29 protein-coding genes are annotated in these 23,425 nt (G+C 62.9%); 15 read left to right on the top strand and 14 right to left on the bottom strand.

The genetic code is table 11. The features are described from left to right. Nucleotides 1-123: 123 nt before the first annotated feature. From ACK4FK_RS01060 to ACK4FK_RS01075, 4 genes are all read right to left on the bottom strand, one after another. Nucleotides 124-792, bottom strand: a complete 669-nt coding sequence (locus ACK4FK_RS01060) for a TetR family transcriptional regulator (RefSeq protein WP_409739912.1) — start codon at nucleotides 790-792, stop codon at nucleotides 124-126. A 62-nt stretch (nucleotides 793-854) separates the two neighbouring features. Further along, on the bottom strand, nucleotides 855-1,658 hold the full coding sequence (gene proC, locus ACK4FK_RS01065) for a pyrroline-5-carboxylate reductase (RefSeq protein WP_409739914.1): 804 nt from the start codon (nucleotides 1,656-1,658) through the stop codon (nucleotides 855-857). A 93-nt stretch (nucleotides 1,659-1,751) separates the two neighbouring features. Continuing rightward, entirely contained in the window at nucleotides 1,752-2,255 is a 504-nt protein-coding gene (locus tag ACK4FK_RS01070; RefSeq protein WP_409739917.1) for a YbjN domain-containing protein, read from the bottom strand. A gap of 269 nt (nucleotides 2,256-2,524) precedes the next feature. After that, entirely contained in the window at nucleotides 2,525-2,773 is a 249-nt protein-coding gene (locus tag ACK4FK_RS01075) for an accessory factor UbiK family protein (protein WP_409739918.1), read from the bottom strand. Between the two features lie 180 nt (nucleotides 2,774-2,953). Between ACK4FK_RS01075 and lysS the strand changes: the two genes are divergently transcribed. From lysS to ACK4FK_RS01135, 12 genes are all read left to right on the top strand, one after another. Then, complete coding sequence (lysS, locus tag ACK4FK_RS01080; RefSeq protein WP_409739921.1) at nucleotides 2,954-4,462, top strand: lysine--tRNA ligase; 1,509 nt, start codon at nucleotides 2,954-2,956, stop codon at nucleotides 4,460-4,462. Nucleotides 4,463-4,470: 8 nt separating this feature from the next. Beyond that, complete coding sequence (lgt, locus tag ACK4FK_RS01085; RefSeq protein WP_409740640.1) at nucleotides 4,471-5,274, top strand: prolipoprotein diacylglyceryl transferase; 804 nt, start codon at nucleotides 4,471-4,473, stop codon at nucleotides 5,272-5,274. Beyond that, on the top strand, nucleotides 5,271-6,359 hold the full coding sequence (locus ACK4FK_RS01090) for a class I SAM-dependent methyltransferase (protein ID WP_409739923.1): 1,089 nt from the start codon (nucleotides 5,271-5,273) through the stop codon (nucleotides 6,357-6,359). Before lgt ends, ACK4FK_RS01090 begins: the two co-directional genes overlap by 4 nt. Further along, entirely contained in the window at nucleotides 6,356-7,162 is an 807-nt protein-coding gene (gene pgeF, locus ACK4FK_RS01095; protein ID WP_409739926.1) for a peptidoglycan editing factor PgeF, read from the top strand. The genes ACK4FK_RS01090 and pgeF overlap by 4 nt, the downstream gene beginning before the upstream one ends. 74 nt (nucleotides 7,163-7,236) lie before the next feature. Continuing rightward, complete coding sequence (locus ACK4FK_RS01100; RefSeq protein WP_409739929.1) at nucleotides 7,237-8,121, top strand: hypothetical protein; 885 nt, start codon at nucleotides 7,237-7,239, stop codon at nucleotides 8,119-8,121. 96 nt (nucleotides 8,122-8,217) lie between these two features. Next, nucleotides 8,218-9,150, top strand: coding sequence for a ribose-phosphate pyrophosphokinase (locus ACK4FK_RS01105; RefSeq protein ID WP_409739932.1), 933 nt, complete (start codon nucleotides 8,218-8,220; stop codon nucleotides 9,148-9,150). A gap of 98 nt (nucleotides 9,151-9,248) precedes the next feature. Beyond that, the gene (locus tag ACK4FK_RS01110) at nucleotides 9,249-9,938 is read left to right on the top strand and encodes a 50S ribosomal protein L25/general stress protein Ctc (protein ID WP_409739935.1); all 690 of its coding nucleotides are present in this window, start codon (nucleotides 9,249-9,251) and stop codon (nucleotides 9,936-9,938) included. 82 nt (nucleotides 9,939-10,020) lie between these two features. Beyond that, the gene (gene pth, locus ACK4FK_RS01115; RefSeq protein WP_409739938.1) at nucleotides 10,021-10,614 is read left to right on the top strand and encodes an aminoacyl-tRNA hydrolase; all 594 of its coding nucleotides are present in this window, start codon (nucleotides 10,021-10,023) and stop codon (nucleotides 10,612-10,614) included. Nucleotide 10,615: 1 nt separating this feature from the next. Next, complete coding sequence (ychF, locus tag ACK4FK_RS01120; protein WP_409739941.1) at nucleotides 10,616-11,716, top strand: redox-regulated ATPase YchF; 1,101 nt, start codon at nucleotides 10,616-10,618, stop codon at nucleotides 11,714-11,716. A 7-nt stretch (nucleotides 11,717-11,723) separates the two neighbouring features. Beyond that, nucleotides 11,724-12,173, top strand: a complete 450-nt coding sequence (locus ACK4FK_RS01125) for a MaoC family dehydratase (protein WP_409739943.1) — start codon at nucleotides 11,724-11,726, stop codon at nucleotides 12,171-12,173. Nucleotides 12,174-12,184: 11 nt separating this feature from the next. Continuing rightward, nucleotides 12,185-12,631 carry a MaoC family dehydratase gene (locus ACK4FK_RS01130; protein ID WP_409739945.1) on the top strand — a complete coding sequence of 149 codons (447 nt, stop codon included), beginning with the start codon at nucleotides 12,185-12,187 and terminating at the stop codon, nucleotides 12,629-12,631. 19 nt (nucleotides 12,632-12,650) lie between these two features. After that, nucleotides 12,651-13,307 carry a dienelactone hydrolase family protein gene (locus ACK4FK_RS01135; RefSeq protein ID WP_409739948.1) on the top strand — a complete coding sequence of 219 codons (657 nt, stop codon included), beginning with the start codon at nucleotides 12,651-12,653 and terminating at the stop codon, nucleotides 13,305-13,307. Nucleotides 13,308-13,312: 5 nt separating this feature from the next. On the opposite strand, the gene ACK4FK_RS01140 is transcribed toward ACK4FK_RS01135, so the two are convergent. The 6 genes from ACK4FK_RS01140 to petA form a co-directional block, all read right to left on the bottom strand. Then, nucleotides 13,313-14,167 carry a VOC family protein gene (locus ACK4FK_RS01140; RefSeq protein ID WP_409739949.1) on the bottom strand — a complete coding sequence of 285 codons (855 nt, stop codon included), beginning with the start codon at nucleotides 14,165-14,167 and terminating at the stop codon, nucleotides 13,313-13,315. A gap of 1 nt (nucleotide 14,168) precedes the next feature. Further along, nucleotides 14,169-14,699, bottom strand: coding sequence for an adenine phosphoribosyltransferase (locus tag ACK4FK_RS01145; RefSeq protein WP_409739952.1), 531 nt, complete (start codon nucleotides 14,697-14,699; stop codon nucleotides 14,169-14,171). A gap of 18 nt (nucleotides 14,700-14,717) precedes the next feature. Beyond that, a complete protein-coding gene (locus ACK4FK_RS01150; protein ID WP_409740643.1) occupies nucleotides 14,718-15,620 on the bottom strand; it encodes an S-methyl-5'-thioadenosine phosphorylase in 903 nt (300 codons plus the stop codon). Between the two features lie 353 nt (nucleotides 15,621-15,973). Further along, nucleotides 15,974-16,738 carry a cytochrome c1 gene (locus ACK4FK_RS01155; RefSeq protein ID WP_409739954.1) on the bottom strand — a complete coding sequence of 255 codons (765 nt, stop codon included), beginning with the start codon at nucleotides 16,736-16,738 and terminating at the stop codon, nucleotides 15,974-15,976. 16 nt (nucleotides 16,739-16,754) lie between these two features. Next, nucleotides 16,755-17,978 carry a cytochrome b gene (locus ACK4FK_RS01160; protein WP_409739957.1) on the bottom strand — a complete coding sequence of 408 codons (1,224 nt, stop codon included), beginning with the start codon at nucleotides 17,976-17,978 and terminating at the stop codon, nucleotides 16,755-16,757. Nucleotides 17,979-17,989: 11 nt separating this feature from the next. After that, nucleotides 17,990-18,520 carry a ubiquinol-cytochrome c reductase iron-sulfur subunit gene (gene petA, locus ACK4FK_RS01165; protein WP_409739959.1) on the bottom strand — a complete coding sequence of 177 codons (531 nt, stop codon included), beginning with the start codon at nucleotides 18,518-18,520 and terminating at the stop codon, nucleotides 17,990-17,992. 177 nt (nucleotides 18,521-18,697) lie between these two features. On the opposite strand from petA, the gene ACK4FK_RS01170 reads away from it, so the two are divergent. The 3 genes from ACK4FK_RS01170 to ACK4FK_RS01180 all read left to right on the top strand — a co-directional run bounded on the left by ACK4FK_RS01170 (nucleotide 18,698) and on the right by ACK4FK_RS01180 (nucleotide 20,436). Then, nucleotides 18,698-19,156, top strand: a complete 459-nt coding sequence (locus ACK4FK_RS01170; protein ID WP_409739962.1) for a tRNA (cytidine(34)-2'-O)-methyltransferase — start codon at nucleotides 18,698-18,700, stop codon at nucleotides 19,154-19,156. Nucleotides 19,157-19,175: 19 nt separating this feature from the next. Further along, nucleotides 19,176-20,039, top strand: coding sequence for an oxygen-dependent coproporphyrinogen oxidase (gene hemF / locus ACK4FK_RS01175; protein ID WP_409739965.1), 864 nt, complete (start codon nucleotides 19,176-19,178; stop codon nucleotides 20,037-20,039). A 265-nt stretch (nucleotides 20,040-20,304) separates the two neighbouring features. Further along, nucleotides 20,305-20,436 carry a hypothetical protein gene (locus tag ACK4FK_RS01180; protein ID WP_409739968.1) on the top strand — a complete coding sequence of 44 codons (132 nt, stop codon included), beginning with the start codon at nucleotides 20,305-20,307 and terminating at the stop codon, nucleotides 20,434-20,436. A gap of 197 nt (nucleotides 20,437-20,633) precedes the next feature. Here the strand turns inward: ACK4FK_RS01180 and ACK4FK_RS01185 are convergent, their stop codons facing one another. From ACK4FK_RS01185 to ACK4FK_RS01200, 4 genes are read right to left on the bottom strand one after another with little or no spacing between them, the layout of a single operon-like run. Then, entirely contained in the window at nucleotides 20,634-21,908 is a 1,275-nt protein-coding gene (locus ACK4FK_RS01185) for a CCA tRNA nucleotidyltransferase (RefSeq protein WP_409739971.1), read from the bottom strand. After that, entirely contained in the window at nucleotides 21,905-22,159 is a 255-nt protein-coding gene (locus ACK4FK_RS01190) for a DUF6111 family protein (RefSeq protein ID WP_409739973.1), read from the bottom strand. The genes ACK4FK_RS01185 and ACK4FK_RS01190 overlap by 4 nt, the downstream gene beginning before the upstream one ends. Next, entirely contained in the window at nucleotides 22,156-22,836 is a 681-nt protein-coding gene (locus ACK4FK_RS01195; protein WP_409739976.1) for a CoA pyrophosphatase, read from the bottom strand. Before ACK4FK_RS01195 ends, ACK4FK_RS01190 begins: the two co-directional genes overlap by 4 nt. Next, on the bottom strand, nucleotides 22,833-23,417 hold the full coding sequence (locus ACK4FK_RS01200) for a DUF1285 domain-containing protein (protein ID WP_409739979.1): 585 nt from the start codon (nucleotides 23,415-23,417) through the stop codon (nucleotides 22,833-22,835). The genes ACK4FK_RS01195 and ACK4FK_RS01200 overlap by 4 nt, the downstream gene beginning before the upstream one ends. Nucleotides 23,418-23,425: the final 8 nt, after the last annotated feature.

Raw genomic sequence — 23,425 nt, forward strand, 5'->3', positions numbered from 1 at the left:
GACAGGCTCCCATGATGTGTGTTTGGAAATCGTTTGGAGAATAGCAAGCCAGATAGATCTGGTCAAATAAAATTGTGCAGTGCACAATTTTATTTATTATAATAAAACCATTAAGTTAAGTAGTTACGCCGCAGGCTTATTTCGCTTATGCAAAAAAGACCCGCCGCCGGTTAAAAATCGCATCGCCTGACCCAACCGCTTGTCCAGGTGGGCCATGGTGGCGGAAAGATCGGCGCTTTCGTCCTTCAGCCAGACCCGCAGCACATCCAGATAAACCGCCCCCAGTGCCTTTCGCCGCAGCAGGCCGGCAAGGCCTGGCCGATCAAGGCCGGCAGCAGCCAGGGTCCAGTCCAGTCCCGGCCCCAGACCGCCATACAGTAAGCAGGCCAAGGCCGGCGGATCGGCGGGCAGTTCACGCATCAAAACACGGATTGCAGCCTTGTGTGCGCCCAAAGCGTCCAGTCTGGACATTATGGCTTCGAACAGGCGGTCTTTCGCCAGATCGGGGTTCTCGGCCATCTGGGGCGTCGCCTGATCCAGAGCGCCAAGCATCGCCGCATCAACACGATGGGCATACGCGGTAAGCATGGCGGTTTTTGAGGGATATTGCTGGTACAGCGCGGCCAGAGACAACCCGCTGGCCGCAGCAACCTCGGCTAGGGTGACCCGGCGCCAACCCTGCTCGGCAACAAGATCGAGCAATACGTCGACAGGGTCTCGCCGGCTGGTGCCAGCATCGCCAGCCCTGTCGGCCGCACGCTTGCGGGATGATTGTTTCGCTGCCTTGGCCATGGCCGTCTCCCTGGTTGGGATGCCTTTAATCTGGTGTCATCCGCACCAGGGGGCAAGGTGCCTCAGCCCGCCAATTCCTTCGAGCGCCGCGCCGCCGCCGCTACGGCGCGGTCCATCAGCGGCTGCAGACCATCCTCGGCCATAAGCACATCCAGCGCCGCCTGCGTGGTACCATTCGGGCTGGTGACATTCTTGCGCAACTGCGCCGGGCTTTCGGGACTCTGCCGCATCAGCAGTCCAGAGCCGCTGACGGTGGCATGGGCCAAGCGCGCCGCCAATGCCGCATCCAGGCCGGCTTTTTCCCCGGCCGCTGCCAGGCATTCGGCCAACCAGAACACATAGGCCGGGCCAGAACCGGATACGGCGGTTACAGCATCGATCAGCCCTTCATCGCCGATCCAGGCCACTTCGCCCACCGCCTCCAGCAGATCACTGCAGAAAATGCGCTGATCCTCGGTCACGGCGGCATTGGCGCAGCAAACCGTGATGCCGGCCCCTACAGCAGCCGGCGTGTTGGGCATGGCGCGGACGATGGCCGCCCCGCCGCCCAGCAGCCGATCCAGCGTGGCAATCGTCTTGCCCGCGGCGATCGAGAGGATGCACGCATTTTTGCCGGCATAAACCGAATATGACGGCGCCACGGCATCCATCACCTGCGGCTTCACCGCCAGCATCACCAGCGCGGGGTTAAAATCGGCGGGAATGCCCCCTGCAGAAGCGAACAGGCGGATGCCGGCAGGCAGATCGGGCACCGGATTGGGCTCGACGATCGCGATATCGCTGGCGGCTATGCCCCGGCTCAGCCAACCGGCCAGCAAAGCGCTCCCCATCTTGCCGCAACCGACCAAAAGAATGCCCCGGTTCATCCTGCTCTCCTGCCTGAACTGACTTCAGGCAGGCAAGGTAGCCGGATGCCGGGGCCGGGTTAAGGGCTGGCTGTAATTATCAGGCCGTGCGGATCAGGCCTCGCCCACGCATTCGAACATGGCGGCGGCAACCGCATCCTCAGGCGTGCGGCCGCCCCAGACCAGGAACTGGAAAGCAGGGTAGAAGCGCTCGCATTCCGACAGACCGATTTCCATCAGGTCTTCGATCTGTTCGGTGGTGGCGCCATGCCCTCCGCGCAGCAGCAGGGCCTGACGGAAGACGACCATGCCTTCCTCCGACCAGTAATCGAAATGCCCGATCAGCGCCTTTTCGTTCACATAAGCCAGCAGGGAATGAAGGTCGCGACGGCGGTTTACCGGAACTTTCATGTCAAAGGCGCAGGTGAAGCTCAGCGCGCCGAGCTCGTCGCGCCAGGAGAACCACATCTGCTGTTCGCAGTAGCGGCCGGACACGCCGACGGTCAGTTCATCGGAGCCCTGACGGTCAAAGGGCCATTCATGCTCGCCCACAATCTGTTCAACCAGATCAAGCGGATTGAGGCGGCTGGTGGTTTCGGCTTCGATCAGTGTCCGCATGCGCTAGAGCTCCCCCTCTGCGGGCGTGCCGGTTCTCGGCGGGTGTTCCGAAACGGCTGATATGGCTGGGAATTTGACCCCAAACGGGGACGGCAACGGCCTTGGCCGAGCAAGCCCCCTCCCCTCGGCTGACCATATATGTAGGTGTCGCGAAACAGTAGGCACCATAGATTTAGAGTATGCGGTGGAATCCCACTGTGCAAGGGCGTATTTACGAAAAATTCATGAAATTCGCCTGATGCGGGCGAGAGTTAGGACTGATCGCCGAATCAGCCATTCGACTTGGATTCGAGCGCGGCGAGGCGTTCGGCCAGGCGGATGTTTTCTTCCCGGGCGGCCGCGGCCATGGCCTTCACGGCCTCGAATTCCTCGCGGGTCACGAGATCCATGTCCGCCAGGGCCTTTTCCAGTCTTTGGCGAAAGGCCTGCTCCACCTCGCCTTTCACGCCCTGCAGCGTGCCGAGCGCACCGGTGGCGATGCGGCTGAGATCGTCGAGCAGGCGGTTGTCGGTCTGCATGGCGCGACTCCGTGGCGGAATGACCCTTCCGATATGGCGGGCCAGGACATGAGTCGCAAGCGCCCCGGGCCCTTTTCCACAGGTATTCCGCAGCCAGATAGCCGGGGCCGAGGTGTTGGAAAGCCGGGGGGCGGGTGCTAGGTTCCGCCCCCAACACATAGATTTACCGGCAGAATTACCGTGACCGAGCAAACCCCCGTCGACGTTTCCGGCGAACGCGCCAATCGTGAAACCAAGCTGGCCCAACTGCGCCAGTTGGGGCTGGACCCTTACGCCGCGCCGAAATTCCCCAAATCGCACAAGAACGCGGCGGTGCACGAGGCCTATGCCCATCTGCAGCCCGACGAGCGCACCGACGACAGCGTGGCGGTGGCCGGCCGCGTGATGGCAATCCGCAACAGCGGCATGTTCATCGATCTGGTCGACGATACCGTGAAATTGCAGGTCTATACCGCCAAGGAAGACGTGCAGGGCAAGTTTGCCGCCGTGATGAAGGCGCTGGATCTGGGCGACATCATCGGAGTGCGCGGCACTGTGCGGCGTACCAAGCGCGGCGAGATTACGGTGGACAGCACCGAAGTCGTCGTGCTGGCCAAGGCGCTGGAACCGCCGCCGGAGAAATGGCATGGCCTGAAGAATGTCGAACAGCGCTATCGCCACCGCGAATACGACCTGATCGGCAACGAGGAAAGCCGCGCCACCCTGCGCGCGCGCTTCCGCGTGATCCAGTCGGTGCGTCAGTTCCTCAGCGGCGAGGGCTTCCTGGAAGTCGAAACGCCGATGCTGCACACGATTCCCGGCGGCGCCATCGCGCGGCCGTTCGTGACGCACCATAACGCACTGGACATCCCGCTCTACATGCGCATCGCACCCGAGCTGCACCTGAAGCGGCTGGTGATCGGTGGCCTGAGCGAGAAGGTGTTCGAGATCAACCGCTGCTTCCGCAACGAGGGCATCTCGCCGCGCCACAATCCCGAATTCACCACCATGGAACTCTATCAGGCCTATGCCGATTATGAGGACATGATGGACATCGCCGAACGCACCATTGCCAATGCGGCGATTGTCGCCACCGGCGGCACCAAGGTGAAGTTCGGCGAGCACGAAATCGATTTCACGCCCCCCTTCCGCCGCGCCACGATGCTGGGCCTGATCGAGGAGCACGGCAAGGTGAAGCTGGAAGGCCTGGACGATGCCTCGGCGCGCGCTGCGGCCAAGGCCGCCGGCGTTCCAGTCGACGACAAGGCGAGCTGGGGCAAGGTGGTGGAGGCCTGCTTCGAGCATTTCGTAGAGCCCAACCTGATCCAGCCGACCCATGTTGTGGCCCTGCCCAAGGCGATCTCACCGCTGGCCAAGGCCAATCACGCGAACCCCGATATTGCCGAGCGTTTCGAGACGTTCTGCAATACCTGGGAAATCGCCAATGCCTTCTCCGAGCTGGCCGATCCGCAGGAACAGCGCGCCCGTTTCGAGGACCAGCAGAGCCAACGCGATGGCGGCGACGACGAGGCTCACCGCATCGACGAGGATTTCCTCAAGGCTCAGTCGGCCGGCATGATGCCGATGGGCGGCCTGGGCATCGGGATCGACCGCCTGGTGATGCTGCTGACCAATTCGCCCACCATCCGCGAGGTGATCGCCTTCCCCACGCTGCGTCCGCGTGGCGCGGGCGAAGCCCAGGACGAGTGATGCTCACCATCCTGCCCGCCATCGCCTTTCCGGTGATCGACCCGGTCATCGTCGAGATCGGTCCTTTCGCCATCCGCTGGTATGCGCTCGCCTATATCGTTGGCCTGGTGGCCGGCTGGCGCATGGCGATGCGTATCGTGCAGCGGCCGGGCAGCGCGGTGACGCCGCAACAGATCGACGGCTTCCTGCTCTTGGCCACATTGGGCGTCGTGCTTGGCGGACGTCTTGGATACGTCTTGTTCTACAATCTCGACTATTACCTGCAGCATCCGAGCGGAATATTTGCGGTCTGGCAGGGCGGCATGTCGTTTCATGGCGGCATGCTGGGCGTGATCATTGCCATGGTCGCCTACTGCCGCTGGAATGGCATCCGCCTGCTCACCTTCACCGATCCGATTGCCTGCGTCGCACCGATCGGCCTGTTCTTCGGCCGCATCGCCAATTTCATCAATGGCGAGCTTTGGGGACGTGTTGCGCCCGATGTGGCATGGGCCATGGCGTTTCCCACCGGCGGCCCGCTGCCGCGCCATCCGAGCCAGCTCTATCAGGCCGCCATGGAAGGCCTGCTGCTGTTTCTGCTGCTCAACCTGGTGCGATGGAATTCCAAGGCAATGGATCGCCCCGGCCTGCTCTCAGGCCTGTTCCTGGTCGGCTATGGCATGGCGCGCATCATCGGCGAGCTTTTCCGCGAACCGGATGCGCAGATCGGTTATCTGATCGGCGGCACCACGATGGGCCAGTGGCTGTCTCTGCCGATGGTGCTGGCCGGCATTGGCGTGATCTGGTGGTCGCGCCGGCAGAAGGACGCATGACCGAGGCGCCGCTGCGCGACATCCTGCGGCGGCGCATCGCCGCCGAGGGCCCGATTACGGTGGCGGCTTACATGGCCGACTGCCTGCTGCATCCCGAACATGGCTATTACCGTACCCAGCAGGCCATCGGCCTGGGCGGCGATTTCACCACCGCGCCGGAAATCAGCCAGATGTTCGGCGAATTGCTGGGTCTGTGGGCGGCCGATTGCTGGCTGAAACAGGGCGGCCCGTCGAAATGCTATCTGGTCGAGCTCGGACCTGGCCGCGGCACGCTGATGCGCGATGCCCTGCGCGCCATTCGCGCCCTGCCGCCGTTCCGCAAGGCGTTGCAGCCGGTGCTGATCGAGGCGTCGGCCCGACTGCGTGGCATGCAGGCCGAGTTGCTGGCAGGCGAGGATGCCGCCTGGCACGAGGATATCGCGGCCATTCCGAAGGATGCGCCGATCTTCGTACTGGCCAACGAATTCCTTGACGCGCTGCCAGTGCGCCAGTTCCAACGCGGCGATGACGGCGCATGGCATGAACGCTGTGTCGGCCTCGACGATGCCGGCAATCTCTGTTTCATGCTCGACCCGCGCGCCCTGCCCTTTGACGATCTACTGCCACCGGCCCTGCGGGATGCGCCGCCGGGTGCCATCGTCGAGTCGAGCCCGGCCATGCGCGCCGTTGCCGTCGATGTTGCGGCACGCCTGCGCCTGCAGGGTGGGGCTGCGCTGTTCGTCGATTACGGCTATGCCGTGCCCGGCATCGGCGAGACCCTGCAGGCCATCCACCGGCATGCCTATGCCGATCCCTTGAGCGATCCCGGTCTGGCCGACCTGACTGCGCATGTCGATTTCGCGTCTTTCGCCTTGGCCGCGACGCGGGCCGGTGCCGCCGTCTCCGGTCCGGTCGGCCAGGGCGCGTTCCTCGAAGCGCTGGGCATCCGTGAACGCGCGCAGGCGCTGAAACAGGCCAACCCCGCCGTGCAGGGCGATATCGAACGCGCATTGCAGCGGTTGACCGGACCGGAAGCCATGGGCACCTTGTTCAAGGCCATCGCGCTGCTGCCGCCCGAGTCGCCGATCCCAGCAGGTTTTGCATGAACCGCCCAGCGTCCGCTCCCGAATACCGCCCCGGTTCCGGCGATATCGCGCCGATTACGGCTCCCGGACTGGGCAACCTGCCGCATGGATTCTTCACCCGGCGCGGCGGCGTCTCCAGCGGTTTGTATGCCTCGCTCAACTGCGGCCCTGGTTCGGGCGACGACGCCCTCGCCGTGCAGGAGAACCGCCGTCGCGTCGTCGCCCGCCTGCAGGCACCACTCGGCCTCGCCTCGCTGTACCAGGTGCATGGCCGGGATGTCGTGATCGTCGATGACCGTTACGACATTGCGCAACGTCCGAAAGCAGACGGCATGGCGACGACACGCGCAGGCATCGCATTGGGCATATTGTCAGCGGATTGCGCGCCAGTTCTGTTTGCCGACTCGCAGGCAGGCGTGATCGGCGCCTGCCATGCCGGCTGGCGCGGCGCACTGGCCGGCGTGACCGATGCCACCATTACGGCGATGGAACAACTCGGCGCGCGGCGCAACCATATCCGCGCGGCCATTGGTCCCTGCATCGGGCAGGCCTCTTATGAGGTGAGCGCGCCCTTCCGGGAGGAATTCCTGAAGGCGGATGCACAAAACGCCCTCTTCTTCGCTGACGGCAAACGGCCCGGCCATTGGCAATTCGACCTTCCGCGCTATCTGGCTGAACGTTTGCAGCGATCCGGCGTGGAAACCGAGAATCTCAATCTCGACACCTGCAGCGACCCGGATCGGTTCTACAGCTATCGTCGCATGACGCTGGCCGGGGAAACCGATTACGGCCGCCAGGTTTCGGCCATTGCCCTTCCGGCATGAGAGATCGGACAGCACGGCCATGCCGCATCTGTTCATATTCCTCGCAATGTTCCTTCTGGCCATGATGGTGGGTTGTGTCCTCACTTAAAGCCCTGCTTCTGATACCGGCGATCGCCGGCCTGATGGCCTGCCAGCCGCTGCCCCAACCCTTCCAGGCCGATGCCCGCACCAAGGCAACCAGCCCGCTGGTCCGTCCGATCGGCGAGACCAGCATTTTCGTGCTGCCGGTAGCCGCCCTGCCCGGCGGCCAGGGCGCGGCGCTGGCCGATGCCCTGGCCGATGCCCTGACCGAAAAGGAAGTGGCCGCCAGCGCCACGGCGCGCAGCCGGCTGTCGTCCACCCTTGCGATTGGCCTTGAACCGCGCGGCGGCGATACACTGTGGCACTGGACCGAGAGTTCGCTGGATGACGGCCGGCAGCAGCCAGGGGGCAAGCCCCTCGGGGTGGCGTTTGACCGGCTGGCCGCCGGCGATGCCGGCAGCCTGAAGCAGGCCGCCGCCATCATGGCGGCTGCGATCGCCGATCGTCTGAACGAAACCACCATTGCGGCCGCCCAAGGAGCTGGGTCGACGCCGGCCAGGCTGGCCGTTCGGGAATGCGAAGGTGCCCCGGGAGACGGCAACCGCAGCCTGCGCCAAGCCATGCGGGAAATCCTCATCCTGGGTGGCCAGACCCTCCTGCCGGACGTGTCTGGGGCAGACCTTGTCATCACCTGCAACGTGCAGGTCTGGGCCGACGGTCCGGCCTCGGAGCGGGTAGCCATTGAATGGGCCCTGCTGGGCGCCGATGGCAGCCGGTTGGGCGACGTGAAACAGGCCAACCGCATCCCCAAGGGCCAACTCAGCCAGGCCTGGGGGAATACTGCCCATATCATTGCCCAGGGTGGCTGGCAGGGCCTGAGCCAGATCATCGACACCCGGCGCCGCACCCGACCGGCCCTTCCGCCCACAAAATCCTGAAATTAAAGGATAATTCCGGGTTTACAGCGTCAAGGCCGGCAGCTATAGTCCGCGCGGTTTTTCTCCCCTGCTCCGGCGCATCCACAGAGCTCTGTCATGAAAGTTTTGGCGGGTAACTCCAATCGTCCGCTGGCGGAAGCCATTGCGGCTTATCTGTCGGTTCCGCTCGCCAAGGCCAGCGTGCGTCGGTTTTCCGACATGGAGGTCTTTGTCGAGATTCACGAGAATGTCCGCGGTGAGGATGTTTTCGTGATTCAGTCGACCTCGTACCCCGCAAACGACCATCTGATGGAACTGCTGGTCTGCATTGATGCGCTGAAACGTTCCTCGGCCCGCCGCATCACGGCCGTGCTGCCCTATTTCGGTTATGCCAGGCAGGACCGCAAGCCGGGCCCGCGCACGCCGATCTCGGCCAAGCTGGTTGCCAACCTGATCACTGCCGCAGGCGCCAATCGCGTGCTGACGCTCGACCTGCATGCCGGTCAGATCCAGGGCTTCTTCGATATTCCGACCGACAACCTGATGGCCGGTCCGGTGCTGACCGCCGACATCAAGCAGCATCTGCAGGGCGATGACCTGATGGTGGTGTCGCCCGACGTCGGCGGCGTGGTCCGCGCCCGTAACATCGCCAAGCGCCTGGATGCCGACCTTGCCATCGTCGACAAGCGCCGCGAAAAGGCCGGCGTGTCGGAAGTGATGAATATCATCGGTGACGTCGAAGGCCGCCGCTGCATCCTGGTCGACGACATCGTCGATTCCGCCGGCACGCTGTGCAATGCCGCCGAGGCGCTGAAGAAGCATGGCGCCAAGGCGGTTTATGCCTATGTGACCCATGGCGTGCTGTCGGGCGGTGCGGTGGCCCGTGTCACCGCCAGCCAGTTGGAAGGCCTGGTCATTACCGACTCGATCCTAGCGACCGAAGCGGTCCGCCTGGCGCGCAACATCCGCCAGGTGTCGATCGCGCCGCTGATCGGTGAGGCGATGCGGCGCATCAGCGAGGAGACCTCGGTCTCCAGCCTGTTCGACTGAAAGAGTTTATGAGTTTCGGCGCGCGGCACCCCTGGAGGCCGGCGCCGGGAACGGATCCGGCATGGTGTCGGGGCCGTATTTAAGCAAGGAGCGCAATCATGCGTGACGTAACCACCATCGCCGCCGAGGCGAGGTCGAGGGCCGGCAAGGGGACCGCCCGTGCAACGCGACTGAAGGGTCGTGTGCCGGGGGTCATCTATGGCGAAAAGCAGACCCCGGAACTCATCTCGGTCGATTCCCGTGACCTGCTGAAGGAACTGCACAAAGGCAGCTTCTTCTCGCGCCTGTTCACCATCGACATCTCCGGCAAGACCGAACGCGTCCTGGCACGCGACGTTCAGCTCGACCCGGTCAGCGACCGGCCGATCCATGTCGACTTCCAGCGCATCGGCAAGGGCTCGAAGGTTCGCATCTTCATTCCCGTGCACTTCCTGGATCAGGACCAGAGCCCGGGCATCAAGAAGGGCGGCGTGCTCAACATCGTGCGCCACGAGGTCGAGTTCTTCTGCCAGCCGGATAATATCCCCGAGGCAATCTCGATCAGCCTCAGCGGCATGGAAATCGGCCACTCGATCCATATCTCGGCTTTCAAGCTGCCCGAAGGCATCAAGCCGGTGATCCAGGATCGCGACTTCACGGTTGCGACCATCGCCGCGCCGACCAAGGAAGACGAAGCCGCGCCGAAGGCCGAGGCCGCCGCCGCCGCCCCGGCTGCTGCTGCCGCGCCGGCCAAGGATGCCAAGGCTGCCGCTCCGGCTGCCGCGGCCAAGCCGGCCGCCAAGAAGTAACGCTTACCCGGACGGCGCATCCCGATGCGCCGTCCGGTCTCCTCCCGCCCGCTCACGAGCAATACCCGGACGCTGAACCGCCATGCTGCTTCTCGTCGGACTGGGCAACCCGGGCAGCGAACACAAGCGCCAGCGCCACAATGTCGGCTTCATGGCGGTCGACGCCATCGCCGAGCAGCATAATTTTCAGCCATTCAAGAAACGCTTCCACGGCGAGCTGGCCGAGGGTGTGCTGAACGGCACCAAGACCCTCATCCTCAAGCCGCATACCTATATGAACCTGTCGGGCAAATCGGTGGGCGAGGCCGCGCATTTCTACAAACTGCCGCCGGCCCAAGTGGTGGTGGCGCATGACGAACTCGATCTGGCTGCCGGCAAGATCCGCATGAAGGCCGGGGGCGGCCATGCCGGCCATAACGGTCTGCGCTCGGTGGATGCGGCCATTGGCCCGGATTACCGCCGCCTACGCATCGGCATCGGCCATCCCGGCAAGGACCGCGTGCTGGGCTATGTGCTGCAGAATTTCGCGGCCGAGGAGCATGCATGGCTCGATCCGCTGCTCGCCGCCATCGCCGCCGAGGCCGGGTATCTGGCCCGTGGCGACGATACCGGATTCATGACCAAGGTGGCACTGCGCCTGCAGCCGCCCAAGGCAGAGAAAACGAAGGAAAGTTGATATGGGTTTCAAATGCGGCATCGTCGGACTTCCCAATGTGGGCAAGTCGACCCTGTTCAATGCCCTGACGCAGACCGCAGCCGCCCAGGCGGCAAATTACCCGTTCTGCACCATCGAGCCCAATACTGGCCTGGTCGGCGTGCCGGATGAGCGACTCGACGTGCTGGCCAGAATCGCCGGCTCGGCCAAGATCATCCCCACCCAGCTCACCTTCGTCGACATCGCCGGCCTGGTGCGCGGCGCCTCCAAGGGCGAAGGGCTGGGCAACCAGTTTCTGGCCCATATTCGCGAGGTCGATGCGATCTGCCATGTGCTGCGTTGCTTCGAGGACGGCGATATCACCCATGTGGAAGGCAAGGTCGACCCCATCGCCGATGCCGAAACGGTGGAAACCGAGCTGATGCTCTCAGACCTTGAGAGCCTGGAACGCCGGGTCGAGCAGACCGCCAAGCGGGCCAAGCAGGGTAATGAAGAAGAGAAGCAGCGGCTTGCCGTGATGGAAAAGGTGCTGGGCGCACTCCGCGACGGCAAGCCGGCGCGCACCGTGGTGCCAACCGAGGATGAGAAGAAGCTATACAAGGAGTTGATGCTGATCACGGCCAAGCCGGTGCTGTATGTTTGCAACGTCGAGGAAGCCTCCGCCGCCGACGGCAATGCCTTCTCAGCCCGGGTAAAAGCCAAGGCGGATGCCGAGGGCGCCGCCATGGTGGTGATTTCTGCCGCCATCGAGGCAGAGGTTGCCCAGCTTGATTCCGATGAAGAAAAGCAGGCTTTCCTGGCCGATCTGGGCCTTAAGGAAACCGGCCTGGCCCGGGTTATCCGGGCCGGTTACGGCCTGCTCGACCTGCTGACCTTCTTCACCGTAGGCCCCAAGGAAGCCCGGGCCTGGACCGTGCGCAAGGGGGCCAAGGCCCCGGAGGCTGCCGGCGTGATCCATACCGATTTCGAGAAGGGCTTCATCCGCGCCGAAACCATCGCTTATACGGATTACGTGGCCGGCAAGGGCGAGGCCGGCGCCCGCGATGCCGGCAAATTGCGTCTGGAAGGAAAGGATTACATCGTGCAGGATGGCGACGTCATGCACTTCCGTTTCAACACATAAGATAACCATGAAATACTTGGAGGATTTCGCTGTCGGGCAAGTGCTGGACTTTCCGCCCCGCACGGTCAGCGAAGAAGAGATCATCGCATTCGCACGCGATTACGATCCGCAGCCCTTCCATCTCGACAGGGAGGCCGCCAAGCAGTCCCTGTTCGGCGGCCTTTGTGCATCCGGCTGGCACACAGCCGGACTGATGATGCGCATGCTGGTCGACCACATGATCGGCAAATATGCCAGCATGGGCTCGCCCGGCGTCGACCAATTGCGCTGGGTGAAACCGGTTTTCCCCGGCGACACTCTGCAGCTTCGCGGCGAGATTCTGGAGGTTCGCCCATCGCAGTCCAAGCCGGATCGCGGTGTAATCACCTCCCGCTATGAGATGCGCAACCAGAAGGGCGAGGTCGTGCTGACGATGCAGGCCAAGGGCATGTATGGCCGCCGCCCGGCGCAGGCCTGAGGGATTCCTTGATGCAATATTTCGAGGATATCGAAATCGGCGCCGTGCGGGAGCTGGGCAGCCATACCTTTACCCAGGACGCCATCATCGCCTTTGCGAAACAGTTTGATCCGCAGCCTTTCCATATCGATCCGGCTGCCGCCGAGCACTCGTCTTTCGGCGGATTGGTGGCTTCTGGCTGGCATACGGCAGCGACGGTCATGCGGCTGCTGGTCGATGCCGCTGTCGACCTTGAGGCGAGCCTTGGTTCACCTGGATTCGACGATCTGGCTTGGCTGAAGCCCGTGCGTCCCGGCGACACTCTCCGGGCCCGCATGACCTGCATCGACAAGTCGCCATCGCGCAGCCGGCCCGGCATCGGCTCCGGCCGTTTCCTGATAGAGGCCTTCAATCAGAAGGATGAACTGGTGATGCGCTACACCAGCATCGGCATCATGCGTTTCCGCAATCCAGCCTAGGGAGATCGTAATGGGTGCAATGACCAGTCTGACCGCGGCCGACGGTCACCGCTTTGGCGCCTATGTCGCCGAGCCGAAAGGCCCGCCGAAGGGCGGCCTTGTGATAATCCAGGAAATCTTCGGGGTGAATGGCCACATCAAGGCGGTCACCGATAGTTTTGCCGCCGACGGATATTACTGCATCGCGCCCGCCCTGTTCGACAGGCTGCAGCCAGATATTGATTTGGGCTATACGCCCGAGGACGTGGCAAAAGGCCGCGAGTGGCGCGGCAAGATGAATTGGTCCGACTGCATGAAGGACGTGGCAGCTGCAGTAACCGCTGCCGGCAGCGCAGGGCGCGTTGGCACTGTGGGCTATTGCTATGGCGGCGGCGTGACCTGGCTGGCGGCGGCGCTGGTACCCGGGCTGGCCGCTTCAGTGGGCTATTACGGCGGCCCATGGGCCGAATTGATCGATCGCGCCCCGCTCTGCCCCGCCCTGCTGCATTTCGGCGCCAAAGACGCCATGATTCCACTCAGTCTGGCCGAGAGCATGAAGGCCAAACACCCGACCATCACGACCCACATCTACGATGCCGATCACGGCTTCAACTGCGATCAGCGCGCCACATACAACGCCCGCGCGGCCACTGTGGCCCGGCGGCGCACGCTGGCCTTTTTCGAAGTGGTTCTCTGAGGCCGTCAGGGTCGGCTGGAAAATTCCAGGAAGCAGCCATTGGCAGCCGCGGCCGGCACAAGCACGGTGCCGTCCATGCTGCGCGCATGGTCTATGCCCACGGCGCTGAAATAGCCTGCCGCCGCATCGGTGTTATGCACGCGCAGTCGCAGCCCGGCAATATAAGGTGCCGGCCGGGCCGGATGTTCGATATCGGGAAACAGCGTGTCGAGATCATCGGGCGTGACAAACAGGATCGACTCGTCTCCAGCGCGCACCGCCAGCATGCGATCGGTGCGCACGGCACTGCCGGCGCCGATCAAGGTTTCATATTGCGGTTCGAGCGCCGGCGGATCATCTGTCACCACCACGATCCCGTTGATATTCTGGGCGCCATTGGGATGAAGCAGCCATTCCGGCTTGCGCAAAAGCTCCGGCGTCAGGTGCTGGCACAGGAAAGCTGATAGCTGTGGCGATGCCTCGGCAGGCAGCATCAGCAGCGTAAAGGCGGGCAAGACGGTACCCGCCGGCAGTTCCAGTTCTCGCTTGAGGCTCTGCGGTTCAGACGGATTAAGGCCCGAAGCCGCCATCTCGATTGCGGCCGCCATCGCATCATCGGTTGCGAAAGCCACCTTCTGCAGCCCCTCGCCCCGGGCTTTCAACGCATCTTCCAATCCTGCGGTATATCCACCCGGCTCGGCAATGCCGAGCAGTTCGTGGTAGTTGTTCGAAAACATGATGCAATAATTGCCCGTGGCCCAGCCGATATGACGGCCTCGCGGCGTGAGCGTAAAGCCCAGCCGCTGCCAATTGGCCTTTGCCGCCTCAAGATCGGCAACGGCATGAACGGTATGATCCAGGCCGGTAATGCGGTGTGCCAAATCAGTGGCCCTCGAACTCGCACAACGACAACACCTTCACATCCAGGGCCTCCAGCCGCCTGCGGCCACCGAGTTCGGGCAGGTCTATGATGAACGAGCAGCCGATCACCACGCCTTTATGGGCACGAATCAGCTTGATTGCGGCTTCGGCTGTACCGCCGGTGGCAATCAGATCATCGACCACCAGCACCTGCTCGCCCGGCTGTATGGCGTCGATGTGAATTTCCATCGCATCTGTGCCGTATTCAAGCTGGTATTCCTGCGCCAGGGTCTTGGAGGGCAGCTTGCCGCGCTTGCGCACCGGCACGAAGCCGATAGAAAGCTGGTGCGCAATCGCCCCGCCCAGAATGAACCCACGCGCTTCAATCCCCACCACCTTGTCGATGCGGGTGCCGGCGAATGGCTGCACCATTTCGTCGACGGTCTTGCGGAAGCCACGTGCATCCTGCAGCAGCGTGGTGATGTCGCGGAACATGATGCCCGGCTTCGGGTAGTCGGGAATGGTACGGATCTTGTCCTTGATGCCCTGCATGGCGATCGGGGTCCTTCTTCAAGCCTTGAGGATGCGGCCGGCGACCGCATCAAGTTTCTTGATTAGTGCTGGGTCGCGCTTTTCCGGAGCGGTGATCAGCGCGGTATCCAGCGCACGGTCGCAGCCCTGATGGCAGTGTTCAGGCCGCTGCTTCAGATGCGGCACGGCATGGGCCACCAGACTCTGCCCCTTCTCGGCATTGTCCAGCAGCACGCGGATTACCGACGCGACATCGACGTGATCATGGTCTGGATGCCAGCAATCGTAATCGGTGACCATGGCGACCGAGGCGTAGCAGAGCTCGGCCTCGCGGGCCAGCTTGGCCTCCGGCGCATTGGTCATGCCGATCACGTCGCAGCCCCAGCTCTTGTAGAGAAAACTCTCTGCCTGGGTCGAGAACTGCGGCCCCTCCATGCACAGATAGGTGCCTCCGCGCTGCACGGTAATGCCGGCATCCCTGGCAGCCGCCTCCAACGCATCGCCCAGCCGGTGGCAGACCGGGTGTGCCGCCGAGACATGAGCCACCAGTCCGGTGCCGAAGAAGCTCTTCTGCCGCATGAAGGTACGATCGATGAACTGGTCGACGATCACGAAGGTACCCGGCGCCAATGCCTCCTTGAACGACCCGCAAGCCGAGACCGAAATCACGTCATGGCACCCGACGCGCTTGAGCGCATCGATATTGGCGCGGTAATTGACTTCGGATGGCGAATGGACATGGCCACGGCCATGGCGGGGCAGAAACACCAGTTCCGCGCCATCCAGCGTGCCGAACAGCAATTCGTCCGACGGATCTCCCCATGGCGTGGCCACCTTGCGCCATTTGGTGTTCTTCAGGCCTGCCATGCCATAGATACCGCTGCCTCCCAGCACGCCGATGCGTACTGGCTCGCCAGGCCTGACGACATGGGGCTTGGGAATACCGGCTGCCTTCACGCCGCCGCGAACCGAACGGGCCGCCGCCCTGGCAATGCCGACGGCTGCAGCGCTGGCGCCTTCCGTCTCAGTCGCCCGGCGCCTGGTCGATTTTTTCGCGGGTTTGGGCCTGACTTTAGCCGGCACCCGGGTTTTGGCCGCAACGGCTGCCTTGCGGCGCGAGGCCGTCTTTTTCGACTTGCCTGCCTTCTTTGCCTTGAGCGCCATGGCCGCTGCTCCTGCTGTGTTGAATGGGCCGAAAAGGCCGGATTGCCGCGCGCGACTTAAGCAAACCACCCCATCCCGCGCAACAAAAAAGGCCGCCGTTTCCGGCGGCCTTTCGCCCGGATAAGGACCGGTTAGTGCAGCTTGGCCCAGATGCGCTTCTTGGCCGCGAAGAACAGGCCAGTCAGCACGACCAGGAAGATCATGACCTTCAGGCCCATCCGCTTGCGGTCTTCCATCTTGGGCTCGGCAGCCCACATCAGGAAGGCCGAGACGTCATGCGCCATCTGCTCGACGCTTGCCTTGGTGCCATCGGCATAGGTCACCTGGTCTTCGTTCAGCGGCTTGGGCATCGCAATCTGGTGGCCAGGGAAGTATGCATTGTAGTGCAGCCCCTCGCCGAGTTCGAAGCCCGCCGGCGGATCCTGGTATCCGATCAACAAGGCCCGCAGGTATTCCGGGCCGCCGGCACGGGCCTTGGCGATCAGCGACAGGTCGAGAGGATAGGCACCGCCATTGGCCGAGCGCGCCGCCTTCTCGTTCGGGAAGGGCGACGGGAAGCGGTCCTGCGGCAGGCCGGGACGCTGGAACATCTCACCCGAGTCGTTAGGGCCGTCCGTTACCTGGAAGGTGGCAGCCAGGGCCTTCACCTCAGCTTCATTGAAGCCGATGTCGCGCAGGTTGCGGAACGCCACATACTTCATGGCATGGCAGGCGGCGCAGACTTCCTTGTAGACCTGATAGCCACGCTGCAGTTCGGCGCGGTCGAAAGTGCCGAACGGACCCTCGAAGCTCCAGTCATGCGACGGAATTTCGATGGCGGGACCAGCCGCGAAAGCCGGAGCCGAAACGCCGAAGGCAAGCGCGGCAAGGATCGCACGCAGGTTTATCATTTTCATTGTCCGATCCCCCGCCTTAAGCCTTCAGCACCGGCTCGCTGATCGAAGCCGGCAGCTTGAGCGGCTTTTCGAACCAGCCGACCAGCGGCAGCAAAATGATGAAATGGGCGAAGTAATACACAGTGCAGACTTGGCCGATAATCAGCGGCAGGCCTTCGGCCGGCTGACCGCCAGCGTAGGTGAGGCCGACGCAGGCGATCACAAAGACCCAGAAGAGCTGCTTGAAGATCGGCCGGAACTTGGCCGAGCGCACCTTGCTGGTATCAAGCCAAGGCAGCACGAACAGGATCAGGATCGCGCCGAACATCAGCAACACGCCGCCCAGCTTGTCGGGCACCGAACGCAGGATCGCGTAGAACGGCAGGAAGTACCATTCCGGCACGATGTGCTCCGGCGTCACCAGCGGGTTGGCCGGGATGTAATTGTCCGGATGGCCGAGGAAGTTCGGTGCATAGAACAGGAAGAAGCTGAAGAAGATCAGGAACACGCCGATCCCGAACGCATCCTTGACGGTGTAATAGGGATGGAACGGGATGCGGTCCTGCGGACCCTTGGTGTCGATGCCCAGCGGATTGTTCGAGCCATGCTGATGCAGGGCCAGAACGTGCAGGATCACGATACCGACGATCACGAACGGCAGCAGATAGTGCAGCGAGAAGAAGCGGTTCAGGGTCGGATTATCGACCGAGAAGCCACCCCACAGCCAGGTGACGATCGGCTCGCCGACCAGCGGCAGGGCCGAGAACAGGTTCGTGATCACCGTGGCGCCCCAGAAGCTCATCTGGCCCCAGGGAAGCACGTAACCCATGAACGCGGTCGCCATCATCAGCAGGAAGATGATCAGGCCAAGCCACCACAGGATTTCGCGCGGGGCCTTGTAGGAGCCGTAGTACATGCCACGGAAGATATGGATGTAGACCACGATGAAGAACATCGAAGCGCCGTTTGCATGCATGTAGCGCAGCAGCCAGCCATAGTTCACGTCGCGCATGATGTGCTCGACGGAGTCGAATGCCATCGAGGTATGCGGCGTATAATGCATCACCAGCACGATACCGGTGAGAATCTGGATGACCAGGCAAAGGCCGGCCAGCGAACCGAAGTTCCACCAGTAGCTGAGGTTCTTCGGTGTCGGATACTGGGTCCCGACCATATGGTCGATGGTGGAGAAGACCGGCAGACGGTATTCGATCCACTTGACGAGCGGGTTGGCGTAGAAGCCGGAATTATTGTCAGCCATCGGTGGGGTCCTTAGCCGATGCGGATGCGGGTATCATTCAGGAAGGCGTACTCCGGAACCGGCAGGTTCAGCGGTGCAGGGCCCTTCCGGATACGCCCAGAGGTATCGTAGTGCGAGCCGTGGCACGGGCAGAACCAGCCGCCATACTCGCCTTTCTGGCCGAGCGGCACGCAACCCAGGTGCGTGCAAACGCCCATCATGACCAGCCATTCGGGCTTCTTGACACGGTCGGCGTCTTTTTGCGGATCCGGCAGCGCGGCGGTGTCGTCCTTGCGGGCCTGCTCGATCTCGGCGGCGGTGCGATGGCGCACGAAGACCGGCTTGCCGCGCCACAGGATGGTGACGCTCTGGCCGGCGACGATCTGGCTCAGATCGACCTCGGTGCTCGACAGCGCCAGCACGTCGGCCGACGGATTCATCTGATGAATGAACGGCCAGACGGCCGCGGCCGCCCCTACGGCGCCGAATGCCCCCGCGGCGACGACAATAAAGTCGCGGCGGGTCGGCTCAGTGCCGGCCTTTTGGGTCGCTGTCCCTGCCATAGCTCCCTCGAAGATAATAAGGACTTGGAAACGAGAGGGGATATTTCTCACTATATGTGGGCGAAGTCCAGCGCTTAGCCGGAAGCATGCGACAGGTTGCCGCAGGGGTGTTGGGGTTGGAATCGCGCCGGCAAACCGCGAAAAAACCGGCTCAACTCCGATCCAGCGAAGCACCCCATGCGGCTAGCCCTGTTTGAACCCGACATCCCGCCGAACCTGGGCACGATTCTGCGCCTTGGCGCCTGCCTCGAGGTGCCGGTGCATGTGATCGAGCCCTGCGGCTTCCCCTTCTCTGTTCAGGCCGTACGGCGCAGCGCCATGGATTACCTGGAACAGGCCGACATAATCCGCCACGCCAGCTGGGAGCATTTCAAGGCCGAACGCCCGGCCGGGCGGCTGGTCCTGATGACCACCAAGGCGGCGATTCCCTATACCGACTTCCAGTTCGCCCCCGACGACATCCTTCTGCTCGGGCGGGAGAGCAAAGGCGCGCCCGACTACGTGCACGCGGCCGCGGATGCCCGTCTGCTGATCCCGCTGAAACCCGGGCTACGCTCCATTAATGTCGCAACCGCCGCAGCCATGGTATTGGGGGAGGCTCTGCGCCAGCTCGATGCCTTCCCGCGCCGCGCCTGACCCCGGGAGATCCGATGCCATGACGACCGCTGAACCCGCCGAAACCGTCAAGCGCCAAGCCCTGGCGCGCGGGTGGTTCGAATCCCTCCGCGACCGCATCTGCGCCGCGTTTGAATCTCTGGAAGATCAGCTGCAGGGCCCCCTGAACGACCGGCCGGCCGGCCGGTTCGAACGTAAGAGCTGGGATCGCCCGGGCGGCGGCGGCGGCGTGATGAGCGTGATGCACGGCCGCGTCTTTGAGAAAGTGGGCGTCAACGTCTCGACCGTGCATGGGGAATTCTCGCCCGAATTCCGCAAGCAAATTCCAGGTGCGGCCGATGACGGGCATTTCTGGGCCTCGGGGATATCCTTGGTGGCCCATATGCAGTCGCCGAAAGTCCCCGCGGTACACATGAACACTCGCTTCCTGGTGACCAAGAAGGCCTGGTTCGGCGGCGGCGCCGACCTGACGCCGATGGTGCCCGACGAGGAGGATACCCGCATCTTTCACGCCGCCCTGAAGGCAGCCTGCGACCGCTTCGATCCGGACTACTACCCCCGCTTCAAGGCATGGTGCGACGATTATTTCTATCTGCCCCATCGCGAAGAGCCGCGCGGGGTGGGCGGCATTTTCTACGACCAGCTCGACAGCGGTGATTGGGAACGCGATTTCGCCTTCACCAAAACGGTCGGCGAATCGTTCCTTGAAACCTACCCAAAAATCGTCCTCCGGCACCTCAATGATTCGTGGTCGGAGGCCGAAAGAGAGCATCAACTGATCCGTCGGGGCCGTTATGTCGAGTTCAATTTGCTCTACGACAGGGGCACCACTTTCGGTCTGAAAACCGGCGGCAACACGGAAGCAATCCTGATGTCGATGCCGCCGATGGTGAAATGGCCCTAATCAAAAAAAGCCGCATTCCACGCGGCTTTTTTATATGTCTCTAATTTCTCAAGTCTTCATCCGAGAATTACTTGCGCGATGCTTTTTCGTTCGTGCGACGTCCTCTTCGCGGCGATGGATTCGCCCCCGCTATTAAGGATTTTTTAGTACTACGCAAGATTTAGTGGTTAATGCCGCGACGTTGTGCTACAGATACACTTGTTCGGGAAACATTTCCCGAAACTTCGTTGCGGTGAGAACCGCATTCTAATCCATGGAGGAGAACATGGCTGCGAAGAAGAAGGCCGCTAAGAAGAAGGTGGCCAAGAAGGCTGTGAAGGCGAAGAAGGCCCCGAAGGCCAAGAAGGCGCCGAAGGCCAAGAAGAAGGCTGCCAAGAAGAAGGCTGCCAAGAAGTAATCAGTCCTAGAGTTTTATAGTTTGGCCTCGAGCTCCACATCGACGTCCGGGTTTACGGCGCCGACGTGGAGCTCGAGTTCTTTTTAGGGTTTAATTATTCCCGCATCGGACTGCTGTCCCAACATAAGCTGACAGCACCCCTTCCACAGTTCAAACACTATATAAAACATAGACTTAATCCGGAAAACCCATCCGGATTATGATCCTTGGGCGGTGGTTCGCACCCGCGAGCGCAGATGCGCCAGACAGGCTTCGCGATCGGCCCGGAAACCTCCTGCCGCCCACCAGCTTTCCAGTTCCTTGAGCAATGCGCTTACCGTCGGCCCTGGCGAGAACCCGACCGCGAGAATGTCGGCCCCGCGCAGGGGAAAGACCGGCCTTTGCCACGCAGCGGTGGCCACCGCGCGACGGATGACGAGATCACGTTTCTGCGGATTGGCGGATCCGAGCAGCAGAGCGTGGTCGCGGCAGCGTTCTGCGCCATGGCGGTACAGCGCGGCAGCGAAAATTCCATCGTCTTCCAGAGCCGCCATGTCGAAGGGGGGCGGCGCCAGCAGTCCCTCCAGCCGCAAGCGCTGGGCATTGGACAGGCGCAGCCGCTCCGCCACCCGTTCCGTGATCGGCCCATCGCCAGCAGGAAGCAGCAGGGCCAGCCGAGGCCAGACCTCTGCCTGCGGCCCGCCCTGTTCCGATACGTCGCCCTGCAGCGCCGTCAGCGCCGTGAAACGGACAGGGTCGAAGCGCGCCTCTGGCAGCAGGGCCGGCAGCACGGCGCTTTGCTGCATCAGCGCCAGGGCCACGGCCGCATTCGGCAGGGCCAGGATTTTCAGCAGCTCGTCGCGCACCCGCTCGCCCGACAGGCGATCCAGCCGATCCTTTGCCGCGGAACAGGCGGCCAGCGCTGCGGCATCGGGGGCGCCCCCGGCAAAGCGGGCATGGAAGCGGAAAAACCGCAGCACCCGCAGATAATCCTCGGCAACGCGGCGTTCGGCATCGCCGATGAACCGCACGATGCCAGCCGCCAGATCGGCGCGGCCGCCGGTGAAATCGTGCAGCCTTCCATTGGCATCGGCATAAAGCGCATTGATGGTGAAATCACGCCGCTGGGCATCCTCGGCCCAGTCGGTGCCGAACATCACCTCGGCATGGCGGCCATCCGTGGCCACGTCCCTCCTGAGGGTGGTGACCTGGAAGGTGGCCGGCGGTACCACTGCCGTGACAGTGCCATGGGCGATACCGGTCGGAACCGCCTTCAGGTTCGCCTTTTGCAGCCGGCGAATCACGACATCGGGCGTCTCGGGCGTGGCCAGGTCGATATCATCGGGCCTGAGGCCGAGGATGGCATCGCGGACGCACCCCCCGACGAATCGCACCGTCGCTCCACCGGCCCCCAAAGCCGCCAGCACGGTACGGGTCGCAGGCGCCGCCATCCATTCCGGTGGCGGAATATGATCCGGGGCGGTCGTCGTCATTTGCCGACGCGGCCGGGCACGACACGGCCATCCTCTAGTCGGGCGGGGACATAATCACCCAGCCCTTCCTCGAAAAAAGCACCCCAGACGACGAAACTGACAATCACCAGAATCAGGCCGATGGCAGCCAGCCAGAACCATGGCGTCGCCTCGGGGCCATCCTTGCCGGTACGCTTTACATGCCAGATGTAGAGACCATACAGCAGAAAAGGCAGAAGCAGTGGCAGCAGATGGACGATAAACCGGCTCATGCAAGGTCTCCGGCCATGACACCGTGAAGCATTTCATGCAGGTTTCTCAGCATGCCGGCGGTGGCACCCCAGATATAATATTCGCCATACGGCATGGCCCACCATTGCCGCTCCACGCCATTGAACACGCCCTTGTGGCGCTGGTGGTTGCGGCGATCCATCAGGAAGCCGAGCGGCACCTCAAATACTTCGGCCACCTCGTGCTGGGCCAGTTGCAGGCTGAAGCCGGGCCGTACCTGCCCGACCACCGGCACGACAACGAATCCGGTGCCCGTGACATAGGGATCCAGGGCGCCGAGCACAGTGATATGGCTGCGGTCGAGCCCAATCTCCTCCTCCGTCTCGCGCAGGGCGGTGGCGATCACGTCAGGATCGTCATGATCGACCCGGCCGCCGGGGAAACTGATTTGGCCGGCATGATTGCTCAAATGCGCCGTGCGTTTCGTCAGGATCACTTTTTCGTTGTCGTCGTAAGCGACCACCGGCACCAGAACGGCCGCCGGCATCAGCGGACCGGTACGCAGCGGCGCGAAGCCGGGATTGAGCTGGAAATCCCCCTTGGCAGCAGCCTGATATTCGCGCGGCAGATCGGCAAATGCCGGCACCGGCTGCAAACGCTGCCGAAGTTGTTCCAGCAGCGGCGTGGCCTGGGTGACAAGACGCGGGTCTACATTCATGCCGCGTCTCCCAGCGGGAACCACTGCCCGGCGCTGCGCACGGCGAACACCAGCCGCCCCTCCAGTTCCGTCTCCTCTGCCATACTCACAAGTTCGTAATATACCGCCCTGCCGATCAGGGCCTCCAACCGGTCGCGCACGAGGATATAGGGCGAAGGTTCATCAGTCGCCGGGTTCACCGCCACGCGCAGCGGGTGTTCGGCATCCAGCGGCACCACATCCCCCACATTCGTGCGGAAGGCGACCAGCCGGTCATCCCCCTCGCCCGCAACCGACAGCTCGACCGCGGTAAAGGGGGCATCGTCAACCCTGATCCGGCATTTCTCGACCGGCGTGACCAGCACATAGCTGTCATCCGGCTCGCGGCGCAGGATGCTGGAAAACAGCCGGACCATGGCCGGACGCCCGATGGGCGTGCCCATGTAATACCAGTCGCCATTGCGGGCTATCCGCATGTCGATTTCGCCGCAAAATGGCGGATTCCACAGATGGACTGGCGGTTTTTTGCGCAGATCGGCCTCGCCGCCGAACCGGGCGATCACATCTTGGAGACCGGGCGCTTTGGCCGTGGGAACTGTCATATGAGACA

The sequence above is a fragment of the Ferrovibrio sp. genome (assembly GCF_046297895.1).
In the GTDB taxonomy this organism is placed as follows: Bacteria; Pseudomonadota; Alphaproteobacteria; order Ferrovibrionales; family Ferrovibrionaceae; genus Ferrovibrio.

What these genes read in the sequence shown, in the direction of transcription:
- ACK4FK_RS01125 (WP_409739943.1), top strand. Translation starts at nt 11,724, where the DNA reads ATGAAATACTTGGAGGATTTCGCTGTCGGGCAAGTGCTGGACTTTCCG.
- ACK4FK_RS01130 (WP_409739945.1), top strand. Translation starts at nt 12,185, where the DNA reads ATGCAATATTTCGAGGATATCGAAATCGGCGCCGTGCGGGAGCTGGGC.
- ACK4FK_RS01070 (WP_409739917.1), bottom strand. Translation starts at nt 2,255, where the DNA reads ATGCGGACACTGATCGAAGCCGAAACCACCAGCCGCCTCAATCCGCTT.
- ACK4FK_RS01135 (WP_409739948.1), top strand. Translation starts at nt 12,651, where the DNA reads ATGACCAGTCTGACCGCGGCCGACGGTCACCGCTTTGGCGCCTATGTC.
- ACK4FK_RS01190 (WP_409739973.1), bottom strand. Translation starts at nt 22,159, where the DNA reads ATGAGCCGGTTTATCGTCCATCTGCTGCCACTGCTTCTGCCTTTTCTG.
- ACK4FK_RS01170 (WP_409739962.1), top strand. Translation starts at nt 18,698, where the DNA reads ATGCGGCTAGCCCTGTTTGAACCCGACATCCCGCCGAACCTGGGCACG.
- ACK4FK_RS01195 (WP_409739976.1), bottom strand. Translation starts at nt 22,836, where the DNA reads ATGAATGTAGACCCGCGTCTTGTCACCCAGGCCACGCCGCTGCTGGAA.
- ACK4FK_RS01160 (WP_409739957.1), bottom strand. Translation starts at nt 17,978, where the DNA reads ATGGCTGACAATAATTCCGGCTTCTACGCCAACCCGCTCGTCAAGTGG.
- proC (WP_409739914.1), bottom strand. Translation starts at nt 1,658, where the DNA reads ATGAACCGGGGCATTCTTTTGGTCGGTTGCGGCAAGATGGGGAGCGCT.
- ACK4FK_RS01060 (WP_409739912.1), bottom strand. Translation starts at nt 792, where the DNA reads ATGGCCAAGGCAGCGAAACAATCATCCCGCAAGCGTGCGGCCGACAGG.
- ACK4FK_RS01180 (WP_409739968.1), top strand. Translation starts at nt 20,305, where the DNA reads ATGGCTGCGAAGAAGAAGGCCGCTAAGAAGAAGGTGGCCAAGAAGGCT.
- petA (WP_409739959.1), bottom strand. Translation starts at nt 18,520, where the DNA reads ATGGCAGGGACAGCGACCCAAAAGGCCGGCACTGAGCCGACCCGCCGC.
- hemF (WP_409739965.1), top strand. Translation starts at nt 19,176, where the DNA reads ATGACGACCGCTGAACCCGCCGAAACCGTCAAGCGCCAAGCCCTGGCG.
- pth (WP_409739938.1), top strand. Translation starts at nt 10,021, where the DNA reads ATGCTGCTTCTCGTCGGACTGGGCAACCCGGGCAGCGAACACAAGCGC.
- ACK4FK_RS01090 (WP_409739923.1), top strand. Translation starts at nt 5,271, where the DNA reads ATGACCGAGGCGCCGCTGCGCGACATCCTGCGGCGGCGCATCGCCGCC.
- ACK4FK_RS01185 (WP_409739971.1), bottom strand. Translation starts at nt 21,908, where the DNA reads ATGACGACGACCGCCCCGGATCATATTCCGCCACCGGAATGGATGGCG.
- ychF (WP_409739941.1), top strand. Translation starts at nt 10,616, where the DNA reads ATGGGTTTCAAATGCGGCATCGTCGGACTTCCCAATGTGGGCAAGTCG.
- ACK4FK_RS01200 (WP_409739979.1), bottom strand. Translation starts at nt 23,417, where the DNA reads ATGACAGTTCCCACGGCCAAAGCGCCCGGTCTCCAAGATGTGATCGCC.
- ACK4FK_RS01075 (WP_409739918.1), bottom strand. Translation starts at nt 2,773, where the DNA reads ATGCAGACCGACAACCGCCTGCTCGACGATCTCAGCCGCATCGCCACC.
- ACK4FK_RS01155 (WP_409739954.1), bottom strand. Translation starts at nt 16,738, where the DNA reads ATGAAAATGATAAACCTGCGTGCGATCCTTGCCGCGCTTGCCTTCGGC.
- ACK4FK_RS01145 (WP_409739952.1), bottom strand. Translation starts at nt 14,699, where the DNA reads ATGCAGGGCATCAAGGACAAGATCCGTACCATTCCCGACTACCCGAAG.
- ACK4FK_RS01105 (WP_409739932.1), top strand. Translation starts at nt 8,218, where the DNA reads ATGAAAGTTTTGGCGGGTAACTCCAATCGTCCGCTGGCGGAAGCCATT.
- ACK4FK_RS01110 (WP_409739935.1), top strand. Translation starts at nt 9,249, where the DNA reads ATGCGTGACGTAACCACCATCGCCGCCGAGGCGAGGTCGAGGGCCGGC.
- pgeF (WP_409739926.1), top strand. Translation starts at nt 6,356, where the DNA reads ATGAACCGCCCAGCGTCCGCTCCCGAATACCGCCCCGGTTCCGGCGAT.